Genomic DNA, 21,957 nt, shown 5'->3' with positions numbered 1-21,957 from the left:
AATTAAAGGAAATCATCATGGTTGATATTGCCAATACCATTTTAGGTAAAATCGTTGATCGTAAACATGAAGAGTTTGCAATTCGCTTAAAACAACACAGCTTAAAAGATGTTGAGGAACTTGCAAAAGTGGCAACACCTGTTCGTGGTTTTGCTCAGTCTTTACAAAGTAAGCGTCCTGGTGTGATTGCTGAAATTAAAAAAGCATCACCTTCAAAAGGGATTATTCGTGAAAACTTTAATCCTGCTGAAATTGCTCAACAATATGAGCAAGCAGGTGCAGCATGTTTGTCTGTTTTGACCGATGTAGATTTTTTCCAAGGTGCAGATGAAAATATTCAAATTGCACGTAATCATTGTTCACTGCCAGCTTTGCGTAAAGATTTCTTGATTGATCCTTATGGTGTAATCGAAGCACGTGCGTTGCATGCAGATTGTATTTTATTGATCGTGGCGTGTTTATCTGATCAGCAGTTAGAAGAAATGTCTAAAACTGCATTTGAATATAACTTGGATGTTTTGGTGGAAGTTCATGATGAATATGAACTTGAACGTGCCTTGAAACTTTCTGATCGTTGCATACTCGGTGTCAATAACCGCAATCTTAAAACCTTTGATGTTGATTTAAATACTTCACTGCGTTTGAAAAAACTGCTTGAACCATCTCGTTTATTGGTCACTGAAAGCGGGATCGCAACCCCTGCTGATGTGGCAATGATGCAAGAGCATGATATTGATGCATTCTTGGTCGGTGAAAGTTTTATGAAGCAACCACGTCCAGATGAGGCTTTTAAAGCGCTGTTTGGTGTACCACAAACTGTTTAAATTCAGTTTTCAAAACAATTGATTTGTTTTAAGACTTGGTTTCAACACGCAATGTGAATTGTTATTTACCTTTTGAATTTTAAAGTTAAATATTTAAATAACTTGTTGTAAGCAAAAGCCCAACTCAACAGTTGGGCTTTTTCATGGATTAAATAATTTATTTTTATGATTTTAAAATGAATTAATAGCCTTTTATCAATCGAGTGGCTTCCCGCTCTTTTATATTAATCATCGGACTATTCGGTGCTTCTATGATTTCAGTAAAAATAAAACGTACCTGAGCAACGCTAGGTTTGCCTTTTAAATCATCTTTTAAAGAATCATTCAGCTTGCCAATTTCAGTCGATTTAGGAACAGTATCCCCTCTTACGACTACACGAACCAATGTAAACTTATCACGTTTTTCAAACTGAATTGAATCTACAATATTATTGTTTTTATTTAAAAATGTCTCAACTGATGACTTAATATCAGTTTCATATAACTGTTGTCGTAACATATGTAAAAAATTCAGTGATAGATAAATCGTCAACACCAATAAAAAGACTAAACTGATCGCATTTCTTTTAATAAATTCAGCGACATTACTTTTGACTTCAATATCTGACCCACGTCTAAAACCTGCCACCCACAACACCAGTGATGAACTTACTTGAATAGCAATAATATTGGTTGCCGCTAAAATAAATGCATTCGCTGCGTTTCTCCATTCCATATGCGCAAATAAAATGCCACTTGCAACCAAAGGTGGAACCAAAGCTGTGGCGACAGCAACACCAACAACTGCAACGGAAAGCCGTGGAGATACCGATGCGAATGCCCCTGCTGCCCCACCTGCCAAAGCAATCATTAAATCCATAATTGTAGGTTGGGTACGAGAAAGAATCTCATGGGTAATCGGAACATCGATATTAATTAAGCCTAAAATAATCCCTATGGCATAAATCATTAAAATGCCTAAAGAAAGCGTTGTTAATGCCGTTCTAAATAATATCCAGCGATTATCAATCAAAGATAAAGCAATACCCGAAATCGGCCCTAACATCATCGCTACGAGCATTGCACCAATAACCACAGCAGATGAATTGGTTAATAGACCATATCCTGCAATAATTGCCGCTAATGCATTCATAATAAAGAATGTTTTACTCGGCAAAGCATTCGCCTGAATATTTAAGCGAACTTGCTTATGATCGATCTTTTTAGAATTCTCTCGTAAAGCCTGTTTATATCTTAATTTTTCTTTGAGAATTTCATATTTTTCCTGATCAGGAGTATCTTCAACAATAATTGTTGGGTCTTTATCTTTTTCATTCGCCATGACTATTTATTAATCTTTTAATGCGTTGAGTTAATTTAGCTCTTTTTTTAACCCGCAGATAGAGTAAATCTGTTAATAAAATCAATTCACGCATAACTGAAATGATCTGCATAAGTATAGAAGTATGAATAGGTTAATTCGCAATCATCAAATAAACCATTATCATCAAAGATCATTTCAAAACCACTTTAAAAGCAAGTTAAAACCATTTTGAATATGAAATGCCCCCCCTAAAATTAAAAATCTCAAAATCCTAAAATTTACTGTGAATTCAATTCAGTTCAATTTTTATTGGATTAAGACTATAATGTTCAACAAATATTACCTTCTCACTGTTTTTTGCAATTATGAGTAAATCTGATTCTACATTCTCCAAATCTCAGCTTGATCTTTTAAAACAATTCAAAAAACAAATTTCAACTGGGCAAACTCAGTCTAAATCTACGCCTAAACAACAGAAACCAGCACCTGTTGCAGAAGCTGTGCAACAAAATGATGATCTCGCCTTGTTTAATAAAGAGATGCAAGGTGTTAAAGCCATAGATAATAGTAATATTGCGAAAATAGAACCAAACAATGCACGGAAAAAGCCAGATGCTAAAACACTTGCAAAGCGTGCGGCAGCTGTAGGTCCAACTGAAACAGAACATGCTGAATTATCAGATACACATGCCATGCTCAATCCTGTGGCAAGCCAAGCGACTTTAAGTTATCGCATCGCTACTTTACAGCACAAAGTATTTGAAGACTTAAAAGCAGGAAATATTCGTTGGTATGAAGCTGTGGATTTACATGGTTGTACGGTAGAAGAAGCCAGAACTGCTGTATTGGAAATCATTCAAATCGCTAAGAATGAAAACCAAAATGTGATTAAAATCGTACATGGCAAAGGCCCTGAAGCGATTCTAAAAACTTATGTAAATAGCTGGCTTCGCCAACACCGTGATGTTTTAGCTTTTGTCAGCGCTCCTGAAAAACAAGGTGGCACTGGTGCAGTTTTAGTATTACTCAAACGTGCTGAGAAAAATCCTAAATTTAGTCAGGATCATTAATCCATTTTTGTTCGCACAAATTTTGTGATTGATGATCAATATCCTTTAAAATACGGTTTATCCTGTAGTAGTCAGACTTTTTTTGTTTTTCTGCTACAATGCCGTCCTTGTTCAATCCGTATAAGTGAACACGTTTTATGTCTATGCAGCAATCCTACGCAAATATTTTAACTGCCGTTGGCGAGGACTTAGATCGTCCTGGTCTGAAAGATACGCCTATGCGTGCGGCTAAAGCTTTTTCGTACTTGACGTCTGGCTATAGCAAAACGTTAGAAGAAGTGACCAATAATGCGGTCTTCCCTTCTGATAATGATGAAATGGTATTGGTTAAAAATATTGAATTTTATTCTTTATGCGAACATCATTTATTACCTTTCCATGGTCGTGTACATATTGCCTATTTACCGTCTGGTAATGTTTTAGGCTTATCTAAATTTGCACGTATTACAGAGATGTTTGCTCGTCGCTTACAAATTCAAGAACAACTCACCAAGCAAATCGCAGATGCAGTTGCAGAAGTGACGCAGGCTCGTGGTGTTGCAGTTGTGATTGATTCAGCGCACATGTGCATGATGATGCGTGGTGTAAGTAAACAAGAGTCAACGACACGTACTGTTTCCTTTGTCGGTGATTTTAAAACAGATAAAGAAGCACGTCGTGAATTCTTACAGGCCGTGCCTGAAGCACATTGATTTAATTTGAATCATATATAAATTTAAACCCTGTTCAATCAGGGTTTTTTATTATATGAGAATGCAAAATTTTCCCCATATACAACTCATCCAGCAACTGCCCCTTGCTGAATATGCTCTTTTTACGAATCCCTTCTTTTTCAAAACTAAGTTGTTCATAAAATTTAATTGCACGAATATTTTCCTGAATAACGCTCAATTCAATTCTGATCGCACCTTGATCAATCGCCCACTGCTCAGCACATTGATACAATTCATTAGCTAAATTTTTCCCGTGATAACTTTCTAATACGCCAATCACCAATTGAAAACAGTGTTTTACTCTGTTAAATGGCTTCCTAGAAAGTGCAATAAAACCAATGATATGCTTTTGATATATCGCAATAAATATCACCTCATTTACGGATGATTCTAATTTTTTAATCAATTCAATTTGCTGACTCAATAGCGTAGGTCGCTCACCTATTTCAAAGAGCATGAATTTAGTTTCTGCATCAAGTTGTTTAAAGAACTCAATGAAACTTGCAGCATCTTGCTGTTGAATTTGTCTTATTTGCATCATGTTATACATTCACATACATAACTTTCCCCCACTCTTTAACACAAGTATTATTTTACCAAAAGGAAAAATAAAACCTTTGTTTTCAAATTAAAAACATATAATTTTTCCCAATTTTATTTTAAATATCGCTATTATAGCCGCCCTGATCACGATCACCGTCATCACCTTACGACTTAAATTAATCTAAAAGGGCATAAAATGTTAAATTGGCTAAAAAATTTACTTTTAGCATTTGTGAGCATGTTTAAATCAAAAAATATGGCTTCGAATATCAACACCGTAGATTCATCAAAAATGACTGATACACCTGAACAAATAAATGATGCCGAAAATTCATTTGACGCTATTCAGTTCTATCCTCAATTAGTTGAAAATCTTAAAACCGATCATCAACACTTATTAATGATATACGGTAAAATTGAAGAAGCCTTAGATACTCAGCAATATCAACTCATTCCAGAACTATTAAAAACGTTTCGTAATAATCTAAATGCACACCTGAATACAGAAAACATTAAATTTTACGGCTACTTGGAACAAAGCCTAAAAGGTAAAATACAAGAATTTAAAGAAATGCGAGCTTTTCGCAAAGAAATTCGTGCAATCGAAAGAGCAGTCATCAAATTCCTAGATCAGTGGATGAACACTGATATAAATAGTTATAACGTCATGGAATTTAAAACTGAATATTCTGCAATTGGTTCTGCCTTAATTTCACGTATAGAAAGTGAAGAAAAGTCACTTTATACGCTTTATCAGCAAGCTTAATTAACGTCAGTTAGAGATAAGTTTTGATGTAAGTTATTGAAAAGATAGATCAGGCATAGCGGAGTCTTATCATTTAAAGTCAGATGCACGGATTAACCTTCGGTTCGACCTGAGAGGTACTACCTCGCAAGGCTTTCGGGAAAAGTAGGCAAAACCATTTGTCAGTCGCCAACTCGACAGATACTATCAAGTACCTAATATATCGCAAAAACAGTATATTACAGATGTAGCCATGCCTCGAACAATGCGACTGACGTTTCCGCGTATCATATAGTTGGGAACATATCTTATCTCAAACTCAGGTTAAATTAACCCAAATAGTCTGTTTTAAGGCTGGCGATAAGCACTTGTCATTGTTGCTTAAATTCCTTTATCTGGTTTACCGTAAAACTAGATAAAGGATTCATAAGTCTTGCATTTATCTACTGTTTAGACCAATAAGTTTAAAATGTACAATTTAAAAAATATCAAACTTTAGGTTTTTATGTAATCAAAAACCACATTCATTTCAACCAAGTACTTTTCACAATAAATCAAAAATAATGTGCAAATCCAAAGCTACCTTTCATCCAGTCTTGGTGATCTTGTTGCTGATATTCCCAACCTATTCTCAATGAGTTTTGAGAGCTGAGTGAATATTGTAAGTAACTATTGATTCGTAAGTTCCATTGATGAGAATCCTCCCAATACGGCAATTCAAGCTGAACCACACTATTGAGTTGATCTGTCCAAAGATTTTGACACCCAATCGTTGGCCCTAAACCGATACGCCAACCTTTATCCAGTGACTTTCCAGTTTGGAGTTGAGTCTGTAATTCTGCATAGCACAAATGTTTACGATCATCATCTGCAAGGGTATAGCCTGATTGTCCTTCCAACCCAAAAACACCATGCTGTTCATCTTCATTGAATTTGCCTTGATGAATCGCTTCTTGTTGCCAACCCATGTTAAATCCCCATGTGATGGGCGTTTTAAATGGTGTAATCGGGTTATATGAATTAACAGTTAATAGATCGAAATGTTCCAGTTTTAACTGATCATCTCGCCACTGCATAGCACCATCTAAAAATAGAAGCTGCGTACCAGTACGGAAACCACCCTGTGGATCTTTTAACTCATGATATGCCTGACGATGCCCAATCTGAACGAATTTTTCACCCTGCACTTCCCCGACATCGACCGACCAATTTCGGGAATCATGCCCATGTACAGGATCTACTTTAGGTTTTTGTGGTTCTTGACGTTGCTTGGCAATTTGGTTTTGGCTACGTAAACCCAATAATTGTCTAAATCGTGGTTGAACAAATTTTTCATCGACTTGGCGAGACGTAAATTGTAAATACAAATCGTCATAGGCCATTTCCAGTACCTTGGCACGATCTGCGTCCGTATAACTCGCTAAAGCACTTTGTATTTGTTGCGGTTCTAAGCGAGTCAATTCATGTGCTTTTTTTGCTAAAGCATGTCCATGTTGCTTCGTTTGAGCATTCAATTGCGTTTCTAACGCAGGACGATACACCGTTTCTTTTATTAAACCTTGTCGATCAACAGCTTTAATCGTTTCAACAGGTATCGCTGCATAGCTAAATTGATGACGTAAATTAGAATCTGGACGAACCAAATCGATTAAACCTAATAAGCGATAAGCACAATTATCACTGACAAAATAATAAGGGAAACTGACTTTTTGCATTTCCCACATATGTTTAACTAAAAAAGCAGTTTCTTCAGGACTTAAATTTAGCTCATATTCCCATAAATCACGGCTTTCAAAATCGCCATATTCTTTTACTTTTCGGTAATAAGGCATCAGTGAGTATTCCCCAGGATAATCACCAATTAAGCCTTTCCATGCATATGACCAATTGTCTTCTCTATTCACTGTTGCGGCATAATTTACAGCATAAGAAACTAAGTTGAGTTGCTTCTGATCTTTAGGGTCTAAGCGCAACAAAGTATGTCCAAACATAGAGCTTGGATTTCCCATAAAGTCTGTTGCATAAATTAAGGTGGCTTTATAAGGCTTGATTTGCCCATACCATTGCTCGAATTCAGGACATGAAACTTGTGGAAGTTGTTGTGTTGTAATATTCAGTTGTTGCATCAACCATTGGCTACGTGCAGGAAATTTGCAACGAATGGATTGATTGGGTTCAGCTTGCTGGAATAATGCGGTTATATCTGCAACCATCTCATTTTTAATATTATTTTGACCATCTGAAGCAAGAAAATAACCTGAATAACTGACTTCACTTTTTGAAGAATCTTCTGCATAAAGTAAACGCTTCCAAGTGATATCCTGTTCTAATTTTTTTTGTTCTGCCAATTGAACATAATCTTGAACGCTAATTAATTCAGCCTGTACACTGAACGATAAAACTGTACTGAGTAAACTTAAACTATAAACTAAATATTTCATTCACAATTTCAATATTAAAAATTAAGCAAATTTATGATTTTTATAACATATATAAAATAAAAACCCTGTCAAAGACAGGGTTAAATAATAATTAAACGTATGCTTTTAATACAGCATCTTTTGCCATCACTTCTTGAAGTGAAGCCAAAACTTGTAGAGAGTTCTGATTATCTGTTGAATAGATTTGCGAGAAGTTTGATTTGGTTACTGCAAAGAAATGCGCTTTATCTGCATCTTTAACATTAAGCAAAGAAGCAAGTACATTCAAGCTCTCACCTTGACCCACAGCCATATCACGAGCAAGTGATTCTGAGTTTTCATTGGTAAATGTAACCACTTGAGCAGTCACTTTACCATTACCATTACACCCTAAAGTACCAAATGTGATACCCAATAATTGGTTTGTGAAAAGACCATTGGTCGTTCCAGCCAAGATTTTTGGAACCTTACCAGACTGACCTGCCCAAACCTGTGAACCAATACCACACCCTACATCTGGATCAGCCATTGCAACACTAGAACCAGCAGCTAACACAGCAGCTAAAGCGATTTTTTTTAACATATAATTCTCCAGAAATTATCCATATGTGACATATGTAAATTGTTATATTCCGTTTTGTGTAGATTAAATTACACGCATACAGATTTAGCACATAAATCTAGATAAGCAAATCAAAATATGACAATTAAGTGACTATTTTTTGTTCTCGACAAGTGACCAACTTCCATTGATGTTTCTATTTCCAAGAATTTTTAAAACAAGGACTAAGCTTAATAATAATAATAAATACCAAGAACCTAATTTTCCCCATCCAACCATGTGCCATGCGTCAACTTGGCTTGGGTAAAGCCAAATTTTATAGAACGTACTAATATTTTCGGCAATCCAAATGATAAATGCCAAGACGAGTAATATCGGGAGCATTGGCATTTGAAAATGGTGATGTTGTAATTCAAAGCGAATTTTAGCTTTCCAAAATATCACCACACTCCAAATAAAAAGGAGGTTGCGAAAATCTGGAATAAAAAATTTGCTCATAAAATTGATATAGGACAGTACCGCCAAACTGAGCATATTGGCAAAACTGGGTAAGTTTATGAATGAAACCTGATATAAACGTAATGATCGTGCAAAAAAACTCCCCACTGCTGAGTACATAAACCCAGCGAATAGCGGTACGGTCATTATTTTAAATACAGCAGGTTGTGGATATTGCCAAGATGCTATTTGTGGATGGGTTAAAAACAGCTCCATTCCCATTGCCATGATATGGAACAAGGCGATCACTTTGGCTTCAGCCCACGATTCTAATTTTAAATACAACAAACAAGCTTGAATGATTAAGGCATAAAACAATAAATAGTCATAACGGAAGAAGCCATAAAATTCATGGCTTCCCATACTTGCTGTCGCCATAAATGCAATCAGCAATAAAATACCAAATAAGGCAGCTGAAGCTGCCTTATAAAGTAATTCAATGAATGATTTAAAATAGATCATGGGGAAATCAAAACTTAGCCCAAATACTTAGCACTATATTCATGAACTGTATCAATAAAGGCTTTCGGATTTTTGGGATCGACCCACTGAGTAATGCCATGACCTAAATTCGCCACATAACCTGTTTTTTCACCATTGGCATAAGCATCATCTAGCATAGCTTTAGTGGCATTTTCAATGGTTGTTGCAGAACCATACAGCGTTGCAGGATCTAAATTACCTTGCAAAGCAGCACGACCATTTACAGTTTGGCGAGCCACATTTAATGGCGTTGTCCAATCTAAACCAAACGCATCTGCACCTGTTGCGATCATAGGTTCAAGCCATTGACCACCACCTTTGGTGAATAAAATCACTGGAACTTTACGTCCCTCATTTTCACGTTTTAAGCCTGCAACAATTTTTTGCATGTATTTTAATGAAAATTCTAGATATTCACGGTGAGCCAATGCCCCGCCCCAGCTATCAAAAATTTGTACGGCTTGTGCACCTGCATCAATTTGAGCATTCAAATAGTCAATGACAGCATCTGCAAGTCGATCCAATAAAGCATGTAATACTTCAGGCTGGGCATACATCATTTGTTTGGTAAAGCGAAAATCTTTACTTGAACCACCTTCAACCATATACGTTGCCAATGTCCAAGGACTGCCTGAAAAGCCAATCAATGGAACTTGCCCGCCCAATGCCGAACGAATGGTTGTTACTGCATTCATCACATAAGACAAATCTGATTTCGCATCAAATTTTGGAAGATTCGCAACATCTTGTTCTGTACGTACAGTTTTATGAAACTTAGGGCCTTCCCCTGTTTCAAAATATAGACCTAAACCCAAAGCATCTGGAACAGTCAAAATATCTGAAAATAGGATTGCTGCATCTAAGTCATAACGGCGTAAAGGCTGTAAAGTCACTTCACATGCAAATTCGGTATTTTTACAAAGAGAAAGAAAGTCACCTGCTTTAGCACGCGTTTCACGATATTCTGGTAAATAACGCCCTGCTTGACGCATCATCCATACTGGTGTGGTATCAACAGGTTCACGCAATAAGGCACGTAGAAAACGATCATTTTTTAAGGTCGTCATTTACTTTCCCATTCCAAAAATTAAAGTCGCCCCATCATAGCAAAAAAGGCTTCAAATTTAATAATTTCTAAGCAAAAAATTCCATGATCAAATTGGATTGAAACAGGATTGATAAAATCATCTAATGAATACGAAAATAAAACAAAAATACTTTTTGCAATATTTATCAATAGAAAAAAGTGATTGAAACAAAACAAGTACTGCATCTATATGTAATTTCTGTAATACTTACCGAGATATTTTAGTAATCAATATGAATAATTCTTAAGGTTGAATTACATGTTCGTTCGCTCAATTCTTGCTTTGAGTTTAAGCTGTATATTAACAGGTACAGCGTTTGCAGCTTCTACAACTGAGCAACCTCTAAATCCTACAAAAGTTGCAACAACTCCAGTCGAAGATCCAATTGATCCTTTAGCAATTGATTCATCAGCCTCTGCTGTTATAGATCCAGCGAGTTCTTCTGTTGATACACAGATCTCTCAACAAGAGCAACAAGACTTAGATCAAGCTGCTGATACTCTGCAAAATTTAGAAAAAACTGAATCTAAAAATGCAGATATTGCATCTGCGCCAACAGTATCATCACCAAAATTAGATACACCAGCAACGCAGCCTGTGGTATCAAATCCAAATGCGCCAAAAGCATCTTGGACACTTGATGGTCTGAATAACGCACAATGGTATGAGAATATTGGCAAAGGTCAATTTCCAGTCTATGCGCGTGCACATGTAATGCTGAATAATGCACATGCTTCACCAGGTGCAATTGATGGCACTAGCGGTATGAACACCTTAAAAGCGATTGCATCTTTCCAACAAATCAATGGGTTAAAGCCAACTGGTGAATTAACTCAAGAAACTTGGGATGCATTGGTTGCTAAACAAGGCAATAAACCTGCTTATGTTGAATACACGATTACAGATGCAGACTTGAAAGGGCCATACGCGGCATCTATCCCTCATGATTATGCTTTACAAGCAAAAATGAAGGGTCTGTATTACACGCGTGTCACAGAAATGTTAGGTGAAAAATTCCACATGGATGAAGATTTCCTCAAGAAATTAAATCCTAAAGCGACTTTTAAAAAAGCAGGTGAAAAAATCATTGTGACCAATATTCGCAATGAACTTCCTGAAAATATTCACTTAATTGTGGCACATAAAGGTGCGAAACAACTTTATTTGTTTAATGCACAAAATCAAATGGTAGGCTCTTTCCCTGCAACGATTGGTAGTTCAGATACACCATCACCAGCAGGTACTTATAAAGTGACTGGCGTAGCACCAAATCCATGGTACAGCTACTCACCAAGTAACTTTGTTCAGGGCAAAAACTTAAAACCTTTATCGTTACCACCAGGTCCAAATGCGCCAGTTGGTAATATTTGGATTGGTTTAAGTAAAAAATCATTTGGTATTCATGGAACGCCAAATCCATCAGCGATCTCTAAAACAGCATCACACGGTTGTATCCGTTTGACGAATTGGGATGCCAATGATTTGGGTAAAAAAGTAAAATCAGGTGTAACGGTTAAATTTTTAGAATGATCGTTAATCTCTAAGTTTTACTTGTATTTAAGACCAGTGCCTATGCACTGGTTTTTTATTTAAGATAACGTCAGTTCGGGATAAACTCTGATGTAAGTTATTGAAAAGATAGATCGGGCACAGCGGAGTCTTACCGTTTAAAGTCAGATGTAAGGATTAACCTTCGGTTCGACCTACTTTTCTTTCGGGAAAAGTAGGCAAAACCATTTGTCAGTCGCCAACTCGGCAGATACTATCAACTATAAGATATATTGCAAAAACAGTATATTATAGATGTAGTCCTGCCTCGAACAATGCGACTGACGTTTCCGCGTATCAGATAGTTGGACATATATCTTATCCCGAACTCAGGTTAAGATGTTCTATTTATAAAAAACACGTAGTTCTACGCTTAGACATATAACGATGCTCAATACACAACAAATTTCTAAAATTAAAACAATGTTTTCTAATGCCGATGGTTTATTAATCACTGCGGGTGCGGGCATGAGCATCGATTCAGGTTTACCTGATTTTCGTGGCAAGCAAGGGATGTGGCAAGCTTATCCCGAATTAGGAAAACAACGTATAGAATTTACTTCCATTGCAAACCCAAATACCTTTTGGAAAACGCCTAGACTTGCTTGGGGATTTTACGGTCATCGTCTCAAACTTTATCGTGACACAACACCACATCAAGGCTTCCATTTACTCAAAAAAATGAGTGACGTATTACAGCTCCCCTATTTTATTTTCACTTCAAATGTGGATGGTCAATTTCAGAAAGTAGGATTTGATGAGAATTTAATATATGAATGTCATGGTTCGATTCACCATTTACAATGCTTAGATGTGTGTGAAAATAAAATCTGGAGCGCGGATCAGATTCAACCTCGAATTGATCATATCCGTTGTGAATGGTTAGATGAATTACCACAGTGTCCACACTGTTTAAGTTTAGCAAGACCCAATATTCTCATGTTTGATGATTATGATTGGCTCAGTCATAGAACTGACCAGCAAAGACAAAACCTAGAACAATGGTTGAAACATCATCATCAACCGATTGTCATTGAATTAGGTGCTGGAACAGCGATTCCTACTGTACGGAATTTTAGCGAAAGATTTGCACCTTCACTTATTCGTATTAATCCAAGAGAATATCAATTAGCAGAAAATCAGGGTATTTCTATTCCACACAATGCATTGCATTCAATACAAGCTATTTTAGAAGCACTTCAAATTCGCTAATATGGATACGAGAGAATTTAAGTAACCTGAGTTCGGGATAAGATATGTTCCCAGCTATATGATACGCGGAAATGTCAGTCGCATTGTTCGAGGCAGGGCTACATCTGTAATATACTGTTTTTGCAATGTATTAGGTACTTGATAGTATCTGTCGAGTTGGCGACTCTTGCGCTTCTAATCACAGCTCAGGTTTTGCCCTTGCGTGGCAGTGCCACTCATCCCGAAAGCCTTGCGAGGTAGTACCTCTCAGGTCGAACCTGAACAAGATTGAAATATATTTCAAGCGAAGTGCAAGACGAAGTGGGTTAATCCTTACATTTGACTTTTAAACGGTAAGACTCCGCTGTGTCTGATCTATCTTTTCAATAACTTACATCAGAGTTTATCTCGAACTGACGTTAAGTAAATTGATTCATTAGAATTAAGATAATTTTAAATGAAGAACATTTAGCTAAATTCAAATACATCGTTCCAAATATACAACGATACGTTGCGAGTATCATGTTTTAACCCGTCTCTCTAAGTATTACTATAGCTTTAAGTTAAAAAATAAGAATTCGGAGATTTGAAATGAATACATTTTTACATCGTAGTGAAGACCGTGGACATGTAAAAGCGGGTTGGCTAGATACCAAACATAGCTTCTCTTTTGGTAGCTGGTATGACCCTAAATACATGGGTGTTGGTTCTTTACGTGTCATCAATGACGATACCATTGCTGCACATAACGGTTTTGGTACACATGCCCATGACAACATGGAAATCTTGACTTGCGTGCTTGATGGTACGATTTCGCATAAAGACAGCATGGGTAATGTAGGTCACATCAAAGCGGGTGAATGGCAATTGATGAGCGCAGGAACAGGCGTTCAACATAGTGAATTCAACCAAGGTGATACACCAGTTCACATCCTACAAATTTGGGTAATTCCAAATGTGAAAAATGCTGAACCGAACTATCAACAAATTGAACGTGACCCGAAAAAAACACCAAATGAGTGGCAACTCATCGCAGGCCCGAACGAAAATGCACCGATGCATATTCGTCAAAATGCTGAAATCAAAGCAGCATATTTGGAAAAAGGTCACACGCTTGAAGTTAAAGCAACTCAAATGTTCAACTATGTACATGTAATTGAAGGTGAAGTTGATATTGCAGGTCAAATAGTCAAAGCTGGTGATGCTTATCTATTTGATGAAGATGCAATACTTTCAGCGAATGAAAACAGTCAATTCATCTGGTTTGATTTAACCAATTAATTGACTTAAACCATGAAGAATCCTCTGTATTATAAATACAGAGGATTTTTTATTGTCCAAAAAATGCTTTATGAACAATAATCTTGTTGTTGATCTTTAATCAAAGATAATGCTGCGTTCCATGCAGCCTGAATAATCGGTTCCGCAGCATCACTTTCAAATTGCTTCACCGTATATTCACAAATTTCTTGACTTGGATAATGTAATTTCGAACTACTCATGGCTTTAATTTGAACTTGGCAAGCTCGTTCTAAAAAATAAATTTCATGAAATGCACGTGCAATTGAATTTCCTGTCGCTAACAAGCCGTGGTTTCGCAAAATCATGCAACGGAAATTCCCCAAATCATGAACCAAACGCTCCCTTTCCGCGGTAGAAAAAGCAATTCCTTCATACTCATGATAAGCAATATTGTTATAAAACTTGAGTGCATGCTGAGACAACGGTAATAAACCATCTTCCTGTGCAGAAACAGCAATACCATCCGCAGTATGTGTATGAATCACGCAATGAATATCGTCTTTAGCATGATGTAAAGCGGAATGAATCACAAAACCTGCAACATTGACCATTTTCCCTTGATCATAATCTGCAACGATATTGCCCTCATGATCAATTTTAACCAAATCTGAAGCTGTCATCTGATCAAAAGTTACACCATATCGGTTAATAAGGAAGTGATTCGGCTCATCTGGAACACGCAAACTAATATGGGTATCAATCAAATCTGTCATGCGATAATAAGCAATGAGGCGATACAATGCTGCCAATTGACAACGTGCTTCCCATTCTGATTTCTGAATATGCTTAGGCCGTTTCATCATTAAAATCCTTTTATTGTTCAGCGATTAAACCGCTTTTAGTTTGCTCAGAGTTAACGACGATCACAATGGCTTTTTATTTTAATTTATGTGAAAAATACGTCTTAAATAATCGATTTAAATCATTCATTTGAAGAAAAATTCGGGTAGCTGAAAGAGAATAAAATATTCACGACAGGCTCATTGACTGATTAAAAACAAATTGACGTATTAAAAAAGAATGACCAAAAAAATTCGTTATTTACTCTAAATTATTCAAAAACAAACGCTTGATATAAAAATTAAAGCACGGTCTATTTGACGACAAAAATAAATTATCAAATCAATAACATTAGAATACCCAAGAGAATACCCAGGACTTTAGTCCATCATTGCATGGCTTTGGATTTGAAGAATGACTTTAATAACAGCTCATTAAACGTCTTATCAAATTATCGAATCTCAAATAAAGTAGCTTCTTAAATCTATAAAATTACACAATTAGCGCATTCGTTTTAGGTTATACGTCACGACACCCCAAATTTCGACTTCTTGCCCTTCTTCAATGTAAATATTTTGATACTCAGGATTTTCAGCTTTTAACCAAATCTTAGGTGGATCGAACTGTTTATCAATCATCAGACGCTTTACCGTAAAATCATTATCAATACGTGCAATCACAATATCTCCTGATTTGGCAGTAATGCTACGATCAACGATCAATGGATCATCAATGTCAATTCCAACATCAAGCATAGATAAAGAATTCGCTTTCACGATAAATGTAGAGCTTTCATTGCGAATCAAAAACTCATTCATATCCAAAGACTGGTCTATTGTATCCTGCACAGAAAAAGGTACACCAGCAGCCACACGCTCAGTCGCCATTGGAATTTGATAAATTTTATCGTTATTTGGACGAACTGTTTGGATTTTAATAGTTGATGTTAAATCACTTAAAGGGCCATTTTTGAAATTTTTCAGTAACCAACTTTTGATAAAATCAACTTGTGACTCAGGTACACGGATGACTTTTGTAGGTTCATTAAATTGCGCTTTACGCCCTGCATTGGTTCTGACACCTCCATGTTCAAATTCTACTTTTTTAGTCATGCTATATCCTATATGCTGTGTTACAGCTATTAAAATTAATATATCTTGAAAAAGTTACAAATTCAAGTTGACGCCATGTTTTTTTTGAATAACAATAAGCTTATCGATCAGTTTTTGATACATCTATTTGATCAAGGATGACCAAGATAATCAATACACTTTTCATAAATCAATAACTTAGAATGAATATAAATTCTATTATTCCGCTAATTCATTGATCTATTTGAATAAGTTTACTGATCCAACTTAGCTTACTTAATTGTTTGATTTTCTATGTGGAGACATAAAAATGGCTACTCAACGTGATGCAATTCTTGGTTATGCAGATGAACAACATGCGTACTATATCCGTCTCATTGAGGACAATACAGTACTCGGAAGCCAATATGGTCTATTCTGTGAAAATACCAATAGCGATATTGCAGAAAGTATCATGACAACATTATTTTTGAAGAAATCTTTTTGGTTGAATGGTTCTGAGTTCAACGATATTGTGAAAGGTTTAGAGCCTTTAACACTGTAATGATTGAATAAAAAGATCGGAAATATAGTTTTGAATAAATATACCTGAATATTGTCATATAGATACAAAGTTACAAAGCGTAGATGCGTCTTAAATCGACTCATGATGAAAATATGCATTATTCAGGTTTTAAGCTCAAATTTTAAGCATAAAAAGTTCTCTAATCTTGCTATTGAGAACTCTTTTTATACATAGTTAGACCATAATCTGTTGATTATTAACCAATTCATTAAAATGAGTATTCACATTATTTAATGTCAAAAATAACGAACTGTTGTACGTTGAACCACTACCATCTCGATCAATATAAAGCTGAGTATTTGAACCATTCACTATAGTTTTAATAAATGATTCTAAATTACTAGAACTGTAGTTTCCTGTGTAATCAACTAAAAGATCTCTGATATCTATTTTGTCCGCATTTACATTAGTCGCTGTATTACCAACAATAAAATCAGTCCAATTATCATTACCGTTCCCACCGATAGCGTCAGAACTAACTAATAGTTCGTATATTACAATATCGGCACCTGCTCCACCTGTAAATTGGTCATTTCCTAAACCACCACTAAGTACATCCTTACCATTGCCACCAAGTAATTTGTCATTTCCAGCACCACTTTCTATATAGTCATTGCCAGCACCACCATTCAACGTATTATTCGCACTATTACCCTTTAAAGTATTGGCAAGTGAATTACCTGTGCCATTAATTGCCGATAATCCTACAAGTGTAAGGTTTTCTATATAACTCCCTAAAGTAGAACTAACTGAGCTTTGTACTGTATCTATACCTTCTTTAGCATTTTCTGTAATCTCATCTGTTGAATTTTCAATGACATACTGATCATCTCCTTTCCCACCTATAAGAATGTTAGTTCCACTTCCACCATACAGTTGGTCATTCCCTTCATTTCCTACCAAATAATCATCGTCATTACCACCGTACAATTGATCATTGCCATTTTGACCATAAAGTGTGTCATTGCCTTCGTTGCCATAAATAATGTTGTTTCTATTTTCATAACCTTCAATAAAGTTGTCTTGTTTATTACCGATAAGAGAAAAATTCTTTATATCCTCCAATGACCATATACTTTGATCTGCAAATGTTAATGATTTAAAGATGAAGAATGTATTAAAAATATCCCGAATCAACAATTGATCCTCTGTATTTTTAATTTTAATAAGGAGATCTGTTGAATACTGAATTTCCAACTCTATATCATTAGGTAATACACCGAGTAAAATATGAGTTTCAGTGAGTAATGAATTTTCATCAAGATATACTGATTGAATTGTATCGTGTCCATCCCCATAATTGAAAATATAGGTATTTATACCGTATCCACCATCTAAAACATCACTACCCGAACCACCTCTCAGCAGATCATCTCCTTCTCCTGCATAAAGCTGGTCATCACCTTCATCACCGCACAATTGGTCGTTACCATTCTGACCATAAAGTGTGTCATTGCCTGCATTACCATAAATAATATTATCCCGATTTTCAAAACCTTGAATAAAATCATCTTGGACCGTACCTGTTAATCCTTGCATTTTAAGATTTTCAAGATTCCAAATTGTTTGATCTGCAAATGTTATGGTTTTAAAAATTGAATTTTCTGAAAATGCTTGTTCAATACGTAATTGATCTTCCGAACCCACAATATTTAAAATTACATCTTTAGACTCAATACTGACCTGTAAATTCTGGGGTAATAAATCTAATAAAATATAAGTTTCCGTTTGTGGGGAGTTTTCATCTATCCAAGCTGACTGAATTGTATCTTGGCCACTTCCTCGGGTAAAAAGATAATAATTGATACCATATCCACCATCAAAAATATCATTACTAACACTACTAATAAGTAGATCATCATTTTCTGTCCCAGTATAAAAACCATCTTTTGCTTCTGGGATATGAACCTGTAAAGTTTGATTGAGAATTTTATCAATTAAATCAGGATGAATACTTGTTGAGACAATTTGCTTTAAACCATTTTGAATATCATGAAATAGTTGTGGACCACGGCTAAAAACATCATACAACTCCGCAATTTCAGTAAGACTTTGCTGTTTTATATACTGATATAGCTGATTTAAATCAGGTTCAATGGCGTTGTTCTTTTGCACAATCTGAATATGATTAAAAATTTGAGGAAATTCAATCTGTATGTAAAGTTGATCATAAATTTTTTGTTGTAGTAATTTCCAAGCTTGTTCCAAAGCATAGGCTTGATTGTTACCAACTTGCAATGTTTGTTCAGGATCCGCAGAAGAATGATATTCATGTCCCATTTAAATTGGATGAGACAGCGGCTAAATGCACAAAACAAGGGGATGATCTCTGTATTTTACGTGTATTAAGTGCAGTCTATGCTACACAGATGCGTTTCGCTCAAACAATAGATTTAGATCCATCGTTAACTTATAGCCAAAAGCAAAAAATCAGGCTGTATTACGCAGGTACTAACGGTAAAATTAAATTTTCAAATACTGATCCTGCGCTTGATTCACTCGCCAAACTGATTGCGTTTAGTCAGGTCAACTGTGCCAATAGATGGGATGCTGCTTGCGAGTCCAAATGGCTCCAAAAGAATCAACGAGATGCTCGAAATGCTGCGATTCTCATCGGAGCTGTATTTGCACCTGCTGTAGTAGTTGCTGCCCCAGAAGCTATTACAGCCATAGGCGCTGGCGCCTCTACTGTAGGAACACGTGTTTTACACTGCATTATGAATATGGCTTGCAATACACAAGTCACTGTTTATCTTGATGGATTAGTAACAGGAGGAATGGCAAGTGGTGGTGTTGCTGTCGTTGGTAGTTCAACGGTTAAATACACTGCCAATGAAGTAAAAGCTGCCAGTAAACTTTTTAAAACACTTTCCCCTGCGGCCAAAACGGCGGGACAAACTATTTTTAATAAGGAGTTTTTGGCTACTAAACGTCTGAGTGCAATTGTTGAAGCGGATGCAGCAAAGATTTTGACAAAAGCTGCAACACAAGGCAGTAAAAATTTAACTGATAAATATCTAGAATTAAAAGTAGCGATTGCAAGAGCAACTTATCAAGGAAGAATATTTAAAACTTGGACAAATATTATTTTTAAAGACCCGTCTAAAACAATTACAAATAGGAACTATAGTGATGTAAGCTTTATTACAAATAATACCGTGCTTAAAATCTATGATAGTGCGGGTAATCTAATTAAGCAATTTCCTAATTTTGCTAAGACTATAGATGGTGGTTACCAAATCACCAATCCAGTATTATATATTTCTTATATTAAATATCTTTACCAAATACACCCACAACGACCTGTACTTCATCCTCAAATGGAACAAGCGATCTTGGCGTATTTAAAAACCAATCCTGTAATCCCACAACGTGCTGGACTACCTGGACTGCATGCAGAAGTACTAGCTACCAATGAAGTATTAAATACAGTTCCTAATGCTCAACTTAAAGATATTGTTGCGGCAACTTATAAAATTCAAAAAGGTAATGGGCAAGGAGAAGTCTTTGCGGCATGTGCAAACTGTTGTGGTATTTTAGTTAATGCTGTGATTATCACTGAGGAGACTGTAAACAATGTACCAGCTTGTCGATTCTGAAGTTTTATATGAGAAAGAAGGACTGATTTTTTTTAAACATCAGTTATTTAGTGGCGTTTTAATGGAGGAGTTAGGTGATAGATTCGAAAAAGATAACTTTCTATGCGAGATTAATCTTACCTGTATTAGAGATGGCAAAAGGATTGGGCGATATCTTCCACCATATTTTCCTGAAGAATTATTTGATCTAAATAATTTACGCTATATGTGGGTAAATAGATCTGAATATGGAGAATATGGTTTTTTTGAGGATTTAAAACATCCAGAATTTACAGGAATTTTATTTCAAGGTAACCCATCATTTATTGATATGCCTGATATTTGGGATGATTTAACGGATTATGAATGGGAGTTACAGCGACAAGAGTACAATAAGAAATTAAGTATTGATTATCCTATGACTTTAGATGAGCTATCTTGGGGGGGAGGTGTATTTTATGCCGTAATTCATGGGAAAAATGAAATAGATAGGAAAATAATTTATCAAATAGATGATATCGGTGGTCCAACATTAAATTGCATCCTTGACGGTAAAAGAATGAAAGTATTAAAAAATACTGATCTGTTTAATATAGATCATCATATTTTATTTAAAGATGAATAAGACAATGTACCAACTTGTTCATTCTGACTATTTACAAACCCATGATGATGGACTAATTTACTTTAGAAAACAATTATTTTCAGGTGTGCTCTATCAAGAACTACAAGAAATAGCACCCTATGGATGGTTTGAAGATCGCCCAATTAGTCTAACATGTATTCAAAAAGGGAAAAGAATTGGACAATATATTCCCCCTTTATTCCCAAAAGAATTATTTGATATGCAGAATCTGCAATATATGTGGATCGCAAATACAGAAAATGGAGAATATGGCTTTCCTGATGATTTTAATCATTCTAATTTTACTGGTGTTTTATTCCAAGGAAATTCTGCCAGCATTCCAATGCCTCCATTCCCTAATATACAAAATATAGAATGGGAAGAGGAATTAAAAAAATGGAATGAAGAGTACAAGATCAAAGAAAGTATAGATTACCCATTAACTTTAGATGATTTACAAGGAGGAGGAGGTAGATTTTATGCTGTAATTAATGGAGAAGACATGAAAGATAATAAAATTATCTATCAAATAGATAATTTTGGTATAAATTACTTAAACTATATCGTCAATGATACAACAATCAAAACCCTTAAGAACAGTGACCTCTTTGATATTAACAACCATATCTAAGTTGTTGCTTTATTTTGACTTATATAACTGAGAATAAAAATGGAAACAGCACAGCTTGTAGATTTTGATGAATTATTATATGAGAAAAATGGAAAATTTTTTTTAAACTACCATTTAACGGAATAATGTATAAAGAGATTGAAGAAAAATCTCTTTTTGAAGATTGTCTAATCGAACTAATCTGCGTAGAAAATGGGGAAAAAATTGGACAATTTCTTCCTCCATTTTTTCCAAAAGAGCTTTTTGATATGACTAATCTTCAATATATGTGGATTAGTCGGACAGAAAATGGAGAGATTGGCTTTCCTGACGACTTTGAGCGTAATCATTCAGAATTTACTGGCATTGTTTATCAAGGTGATACAGCTAGTATTCCAATGCCTCCCCCTCCTATTGG

At 35.6% G+C, this 21,957-nt stretch carries 21 protein-coding genes; 12 read left to right on the top strand and 9 right to left on the bottom strand.

Translation table 11 applies throughout. From position 1 onward, the window contains the following. Nucleotides 1–17 precede the first annotated feature (17 nt). Entirely contained in the window at nucleotides 18–824 is an 807-nt protein-coding gene (gene trpC, locus GGG_RS0111585; protein WP_010115063.1) for an indole-3-glycerol phosphate synthase TrpC, read from the top strand. A 181-nt stretch (nucleotides 825–1,005) separates the two neighbouring features. Here trpC and GGG_RS0111580 read toward each other — a convergent pair whose 3' ends face one another. Next, entirely contained in the window at nucleotides 1,006–2,145 is a 1,140-nt protein-coding gene (locus GGG_RS0111580) for a TIGR00341 family protein (protein ID WP_010115061.1), read from the bottom strand. 347 nt (nucleotides 2,146–2,492) lie between these two features. Here GGG_RS0111580 and GGG_RS0111575 point away from each other — a divergent pair, with 347 nt between their 5' ends. Both GGG_RS0111575 and folE read left to right on the top strand, forming a co-directional pair. Next, nucleotides 2,493–3,197: a Smr/MutS family protein gene (locus GGG_RS0111575; RefSeq protein ID WP_010115059.1), complete on the top strand. Its 705-nt coding sequence runs from the start codon at nucleotides 2,493–2,495 to the stop codon at nucleotides 3,195–3,197. 143 nt (nucleotides 3,198–3,340) lie between these two features. After that, nucleotides 3,341–3,889: a GTP cyclohydrolase I FolE gene (gene folE / locus GGG_RS0111570; protein WP_171057689.1), complete on the top strand. Its 549-nt coding sequence runs from the start codon at nucleotides 3,341–3,343 to the stop codon at nucleotides 3,887–3,889. Nucleotides 3,890–3,923: 34 nt separating this feature from the next. Here the strand turns inward: folE and GGG_RS0111565 are convergent, their stop codons facing one another. Further along, nucleotides 3,924–4,451, bottom strand: coding sequence for a GNAT family N-acetyltransferase (locus GGG_RS0111565; RefSeq protein ID WP_227500497.1), 528 nt, complete (start codon nucleotides 4,449–4,451; stop codon nucleotides 3,924–3,926). Between the two features lie 240 nt (nucleotides 4,452–4,691). Between GGG_RS0111565 and GGG_RS19735 the strand changes: the two genes are divergently transcribed. Beyond that, a complete protein-coding gene (locus tag GGG_RS19735) occupies nucleotides 4,692–5,219 on the top strand; it encodes a hemerythrin domain-containing protein (RefSeq protein ID WP_227500496.1) in 528 nt (175 codons plus the stop codon). Nucleotides 5,220–5,752: 533 nt separating this feature from the next. Here the strand turns inward: GGG_RS19735 and GGG_RS0111555 are convergent. The 4 genes from GGG_RS0111555 to hemE form a co-directional block, all read right to left on the bottom strand. Further along, nucleotides 5,753–7,639 (bottom strand): DUF4105 domain-containing protein, encoded by a 1,887-nt coding sequence (locus GGG_RS0111555; protein ID WP_010115052.1) that lies wholly within the window; start codon nucleotides 7,637–7,639, stop codon nucleotides 5,753–5,755. Nucleotides 7,640–7,730: 91 nt separating this feature from the next. Next, nucleotides 7,731–8,201 carry a DUF3015 family protein gene (locus GGG_RS0111550; protein WP_010115050.1) on the bottom strand — a complete coding sequence of 157 codons (471 nt, stop codon included), beginning with the start codon at nucleotides 8,199–8,201 and terminating at the stop codon, nucleotides 7,731–7,733. 132 nt (nucleotides 8,202–8,333) lie between these two features. Beyond that, nucleotides 8,334–9,140, bottom strand: a complete 807-nt coding sequence (locus GGG_RS0111545; protein ID WP_010115048.1) for a DUF817 family protein — start codon at nucleotides 9,138–9,140, stop codon at nucleotides 8,334–8,336. Between the two features lie 14 nt (nucleotides 9,141–9,154). Then, complete coding sequence (hemE, locus tag GGG_RS0111540) at nucleotides 9,155–10,228, bottom strand: uroporphyrinogen decarboxylase (protein WP_010115047.1); 1,074 nt, start codon at nucleotides 10,226–10,228, stop codon at nucleotides 9,155–9,157. Between the two features lie 279 nt (nucleotides 10,229–10,507). Between hemE and GGG_RS0111535 the strand changes: the two genes are divergently transcribed. The 3 genes from GGG_RS0111535 to GGG_RS0111525 all read left to right on the top strand — a co-directional run bounded on the left by GGG_RS0111535 (nucleotide 10,508) and on the right by GGG_RS0111525 (nucleotide 14,269). Continuing rightward, entirely contained in the window at nucleotides 10,508–11,779 is a 1,272-nt protein-coding gene (locus GGG_RS0111535) for a L,D-transpeptidase family protein (RefSeq protein ID WP_010115044.1), read from the top strand. Between the two features lie 405 nt (nucleotides 11,780–12,184). After that, nucleotides 12,185–13,009: a Sir2 family NAD-dependent protein deacetylase gene (locus GGG_RS0111530; RefSeq protein ID WP_010115043.1), complete on the top strand. Its 825-nt coding sequence runs from the start codon at nucleotides 12,185–12,187 to the stop codon at nucleotides 13,007–13,009. A gap of 570 nt (nucleotides 13,010–13,579) precedes the next feature. Then, on the top strand, nucleotides 13,580–14,269 hold the full coding sequence (locus GGG_RS0111525; protein WP_010115042.1) for a pirin family protein: 690 nt from the start codon (nucleotides 13,580–13,582) through the stop codon (nucleotides 14,267–14,269). A gap of 68 nt (nucleotides 14,270–14,337) precedes the next feature. Here the strand turns inward: GGG_RS0111525 and GGG_RS0111520 are convergent, their stop codons facing one another. Together GGG_RS0111520 and GGG_RS0111515 are read right to left on the bottom strand one after the other, a co-directional pair. Then, a complete protein-coding gene (locus GGG_RS0111520; RefSeq protein WP_010115041.1) occupies nucleotides 14,338–15,090 on the bottom strand; it encodes a class II aldolase/adducin family protein in 753 nt (250 codons plus the stop codon). Between the two features lie 480 nt (nucleotides 15,091–15,570). Further along, nucleotides 15,571–16,182: a LexA family transcriptional regulator gene (locus GGG_RS0111515; RefSeq protein WP_010115040.1), complete on the bottom strand. Its 612-nt coding sequence runs from the start codon at nucleotides 16,180–16,182 to the stop codon at nucleotides 15,571–15,573. Between the two features lie 289 nt (nucleotides 16,183–16,471). Between GGG_RS0111515 and GGG_RS0111510 the strand changes: the two genes are divergently transcribed. After that, nucleotides 16,472–16,705 carry a hypothetical protein gene (locus tag GGG_RS0111510; RefSeq protein WP_010115038.1) on the top strand — a complete coding sequence of 78 codons (234 nt, stop codon included), beginning with the start codon at nucleotides 16,472–16,474 and terminating at the stop codon, nucleotides 16,703–16,705. A 195-nt stretch (nucleotides 16,706–16,900) separates the two neighbouring features. On the opposite strand, the gene GGG_RS19730 is transcribed toward GGG_RS0111510, so the two are convergent. Continuing rightward, complete coding sequence (locus GGG_RS19730; RefSeq protein ID WP_010115036.1) at nucleotides 16,901–19,006, bottom strand: type I secretion C-terminal target domain-containing protein; 2,106 nt, start codon at nucleotides 19,004–19,006, stop codon at nucleotides 16,901–16,903. Between GGG_RS19730 and GGG_RS19725 the strand changes: the two genes are divergently transcribed. The 4 genes from GGG_RS19725 to GGG_RS19720 all read left to right on the top strand — a co-directional run. Beyond that, complete coding sequence (locus GGG_RS19725) at nucleotides 18,964–20,325, top strand: YwqJ-related putative deaminase (protein ID WP_081399943.1); 1,362 nt, start codon at nucleotides 18,964–18,966, stop codon at nucleotides 20,323–20,325. The genes GGG_RS19730 and GGG_RS19725 overlap by 43 nt on opposite strands. Beyond that, nucleotides 20,303–20,929, top strand: a complete 627-nt coding sequence (locus tag GGG_RS0111495) for a hypothetical protein (RefSeq protein ID WP_010115032.1) — start codon at nucleotides 20,303–20,305, stop codon at nucleotides 20,927–20,929. Before GGG_RS19725 ends, GGG_RS0111495 begins: the two co-directional genes overlap by 23 nt. Nucleotides 20,930–20,933: 4 nt before the next feature. Then, complete coding sequence (locus tag GGG_RS0111490) at nucleotides 20,934–21,560, top strand: hypothetical protein (RefSeq protein WP_138920274.1); 627 nt, start codon at nucleotides 20,934–20,936, stop codon at nucleotides 21,558–21,560. Nucleotides 21,561–21,685: 125 nt separating this feature from the next. Beyond that, nucleotides 21,686–21,957 (top strand): hypothetical protein (locus GGG_RS19720; RefSeq protein WP_010115029.1); only part of this gene is annotated, 272 nt, incomplete at its 3' end.

The sequence above is a fragment of the Acinetobacter sp. P8-3-8 genome (assembly GCF_000214135.1).
GTDB lineage: Bacteria > Pseudomonadota > Gammaproteobacteria > Pseudomonadales > Moraxellaceae > Acinetobacter.
This window is presented reverse-complemented; position numbering and strand designations above follow the sequence as displayed.

Bases quoted from the DNA above. Each gene is read 5' to 3' on its own strand.
- GGG_RS0111550 (WP_010115050.1), bottom strand. From the start codon at position 8,201: ATGTTAAAAAAAATCGCTTTAGCTGCTGTGTTAGCTGCTGGTTCTAGT.
- GGG_RS0111535 (WP_010115044.1), top strand. From the start codon at position 10,508: ATGTTCGTTCGCTCAATTCTTGCTTTGAGTTTAAGCTGTATATTAACA.
- GGG_RS0111525 (WP_010115042.1), top strand. From the start codon at position 13,580: ATGAATACATTTTTACATCGTAGTGAAGACCGTGGACATGTAAAAGCG.
- GGG_RS0111495 (WP_010115032.1), top strand. From the start codon at position 20,303: ATGTACCAGCTTGTCGATTCTGAAGTTTTATATGAGAAAGAAGGACTG.
- GGG_RS0111565 (WP_227500497.1), bottom strand. From the start codon at position 4,451: ATGATGCAAATAAGACAAATTCAACAGCAAGATGCTGCAAGTTTCATT.
- GGG_RS19735 (WP_227500496.1), top strand. From the start codon at position 4,692: ATGTTTAAATCAAAAAATATGGCTTCGAATATCAACACCGTAGATTCA.
- trpC (WP_010115063.1), top strand. From the start codon at position 18: ATGGTTGATATTGCCAATACCATTTTAGGTAAAATCGTTGATCGTAAA.
- folE (WP_171057689.1), top strand. From the start codon at position 3,341: ATGCAGCAATCCTACGCAAATATTTTAACTGCCGTTGGCGAGGACTTA.
- GGG_RS0111545 (WP_010115048.1), bottom strand. From the start codon at position 9,140: ATGATCTATTTTAAATCATTCATTGAATTACTTTATAAGGCAGCTTCA.
- GGG_RS0111530 (WP_010115043.1), top strand. From the start codon at position 12,185: ATGCTCAATACACAACAAATTTCTAAAATTAAAACAATGTTTTCTAAT.
- hemE (WP_010115047.1), bottom strand. From the start codon at position 10,228: ATGACGACCTTAAAAAATGATCGTTTTCTACGTGCCTTATTGCGTGAA.
- GGG_RS0111490 (WP_138920274.1), top strand. From the start codon at position 20,934: ATGTACCAACTTGTTCATTCTGACTATTTACAAACCCATGATGATGGA.
- GGG_RS0111520 (WP_010115041.1), bottom strand. From the start codon at position 15,090: ATGAAACGGCCTAAGCATATTCAGAAATCAGAATGGGAAGCACGTTGT.
- GGG_RS0111515 (WP_010115040.1), bottom strand. From the start codon at position 16,182: ATGACTAAAAAAGTAGAATTTGAACATGGAGGTGTCAGAACCAATGCA.
- GGG_RS19725 (WP_081399943.1), top strand. From the start codon at position 18,964: ATGTTTGTTCAGGATCCGCAGAAGAATGATATTCATGTCCCATTTAAA.
- GGG_RS0111580 (WP_010115061.1), bottom strand. From the start codon at position 2,145: ATGGCGAATGAAAAAGATAAAGACCCAACAATTATTGTTGAAGATACT.
- GGG_RS19730 (WP_010115036.1), bottom strand. From the start codon at position 19,006: ATGGGACATGAATATCATTCTTCTGCGGATCCTGAACAAACATTGCAA.
- GGG_RS0111510 (WP_010115038.1), top strand. From the start codon at position 16,472: ATGGCTACTCAACGTGATGCAATTCTTGGTTATGCAGATGAACAACAT.
- GGG_RS0111555 (WP_010115052.1), bottom strand. From the start codon at position 7,639: ATGAAATATTTAGTTTATAGTTTAAGTTTACTCAGTACAGTTTTATCG.
- GGG_RS0111575 (WP_010115059.1), top strand. From the start codon at position 2,493: ATGAGTAAATCTGATTCTACATTCTCCAAATCTCAGCTTGATCTTTTA.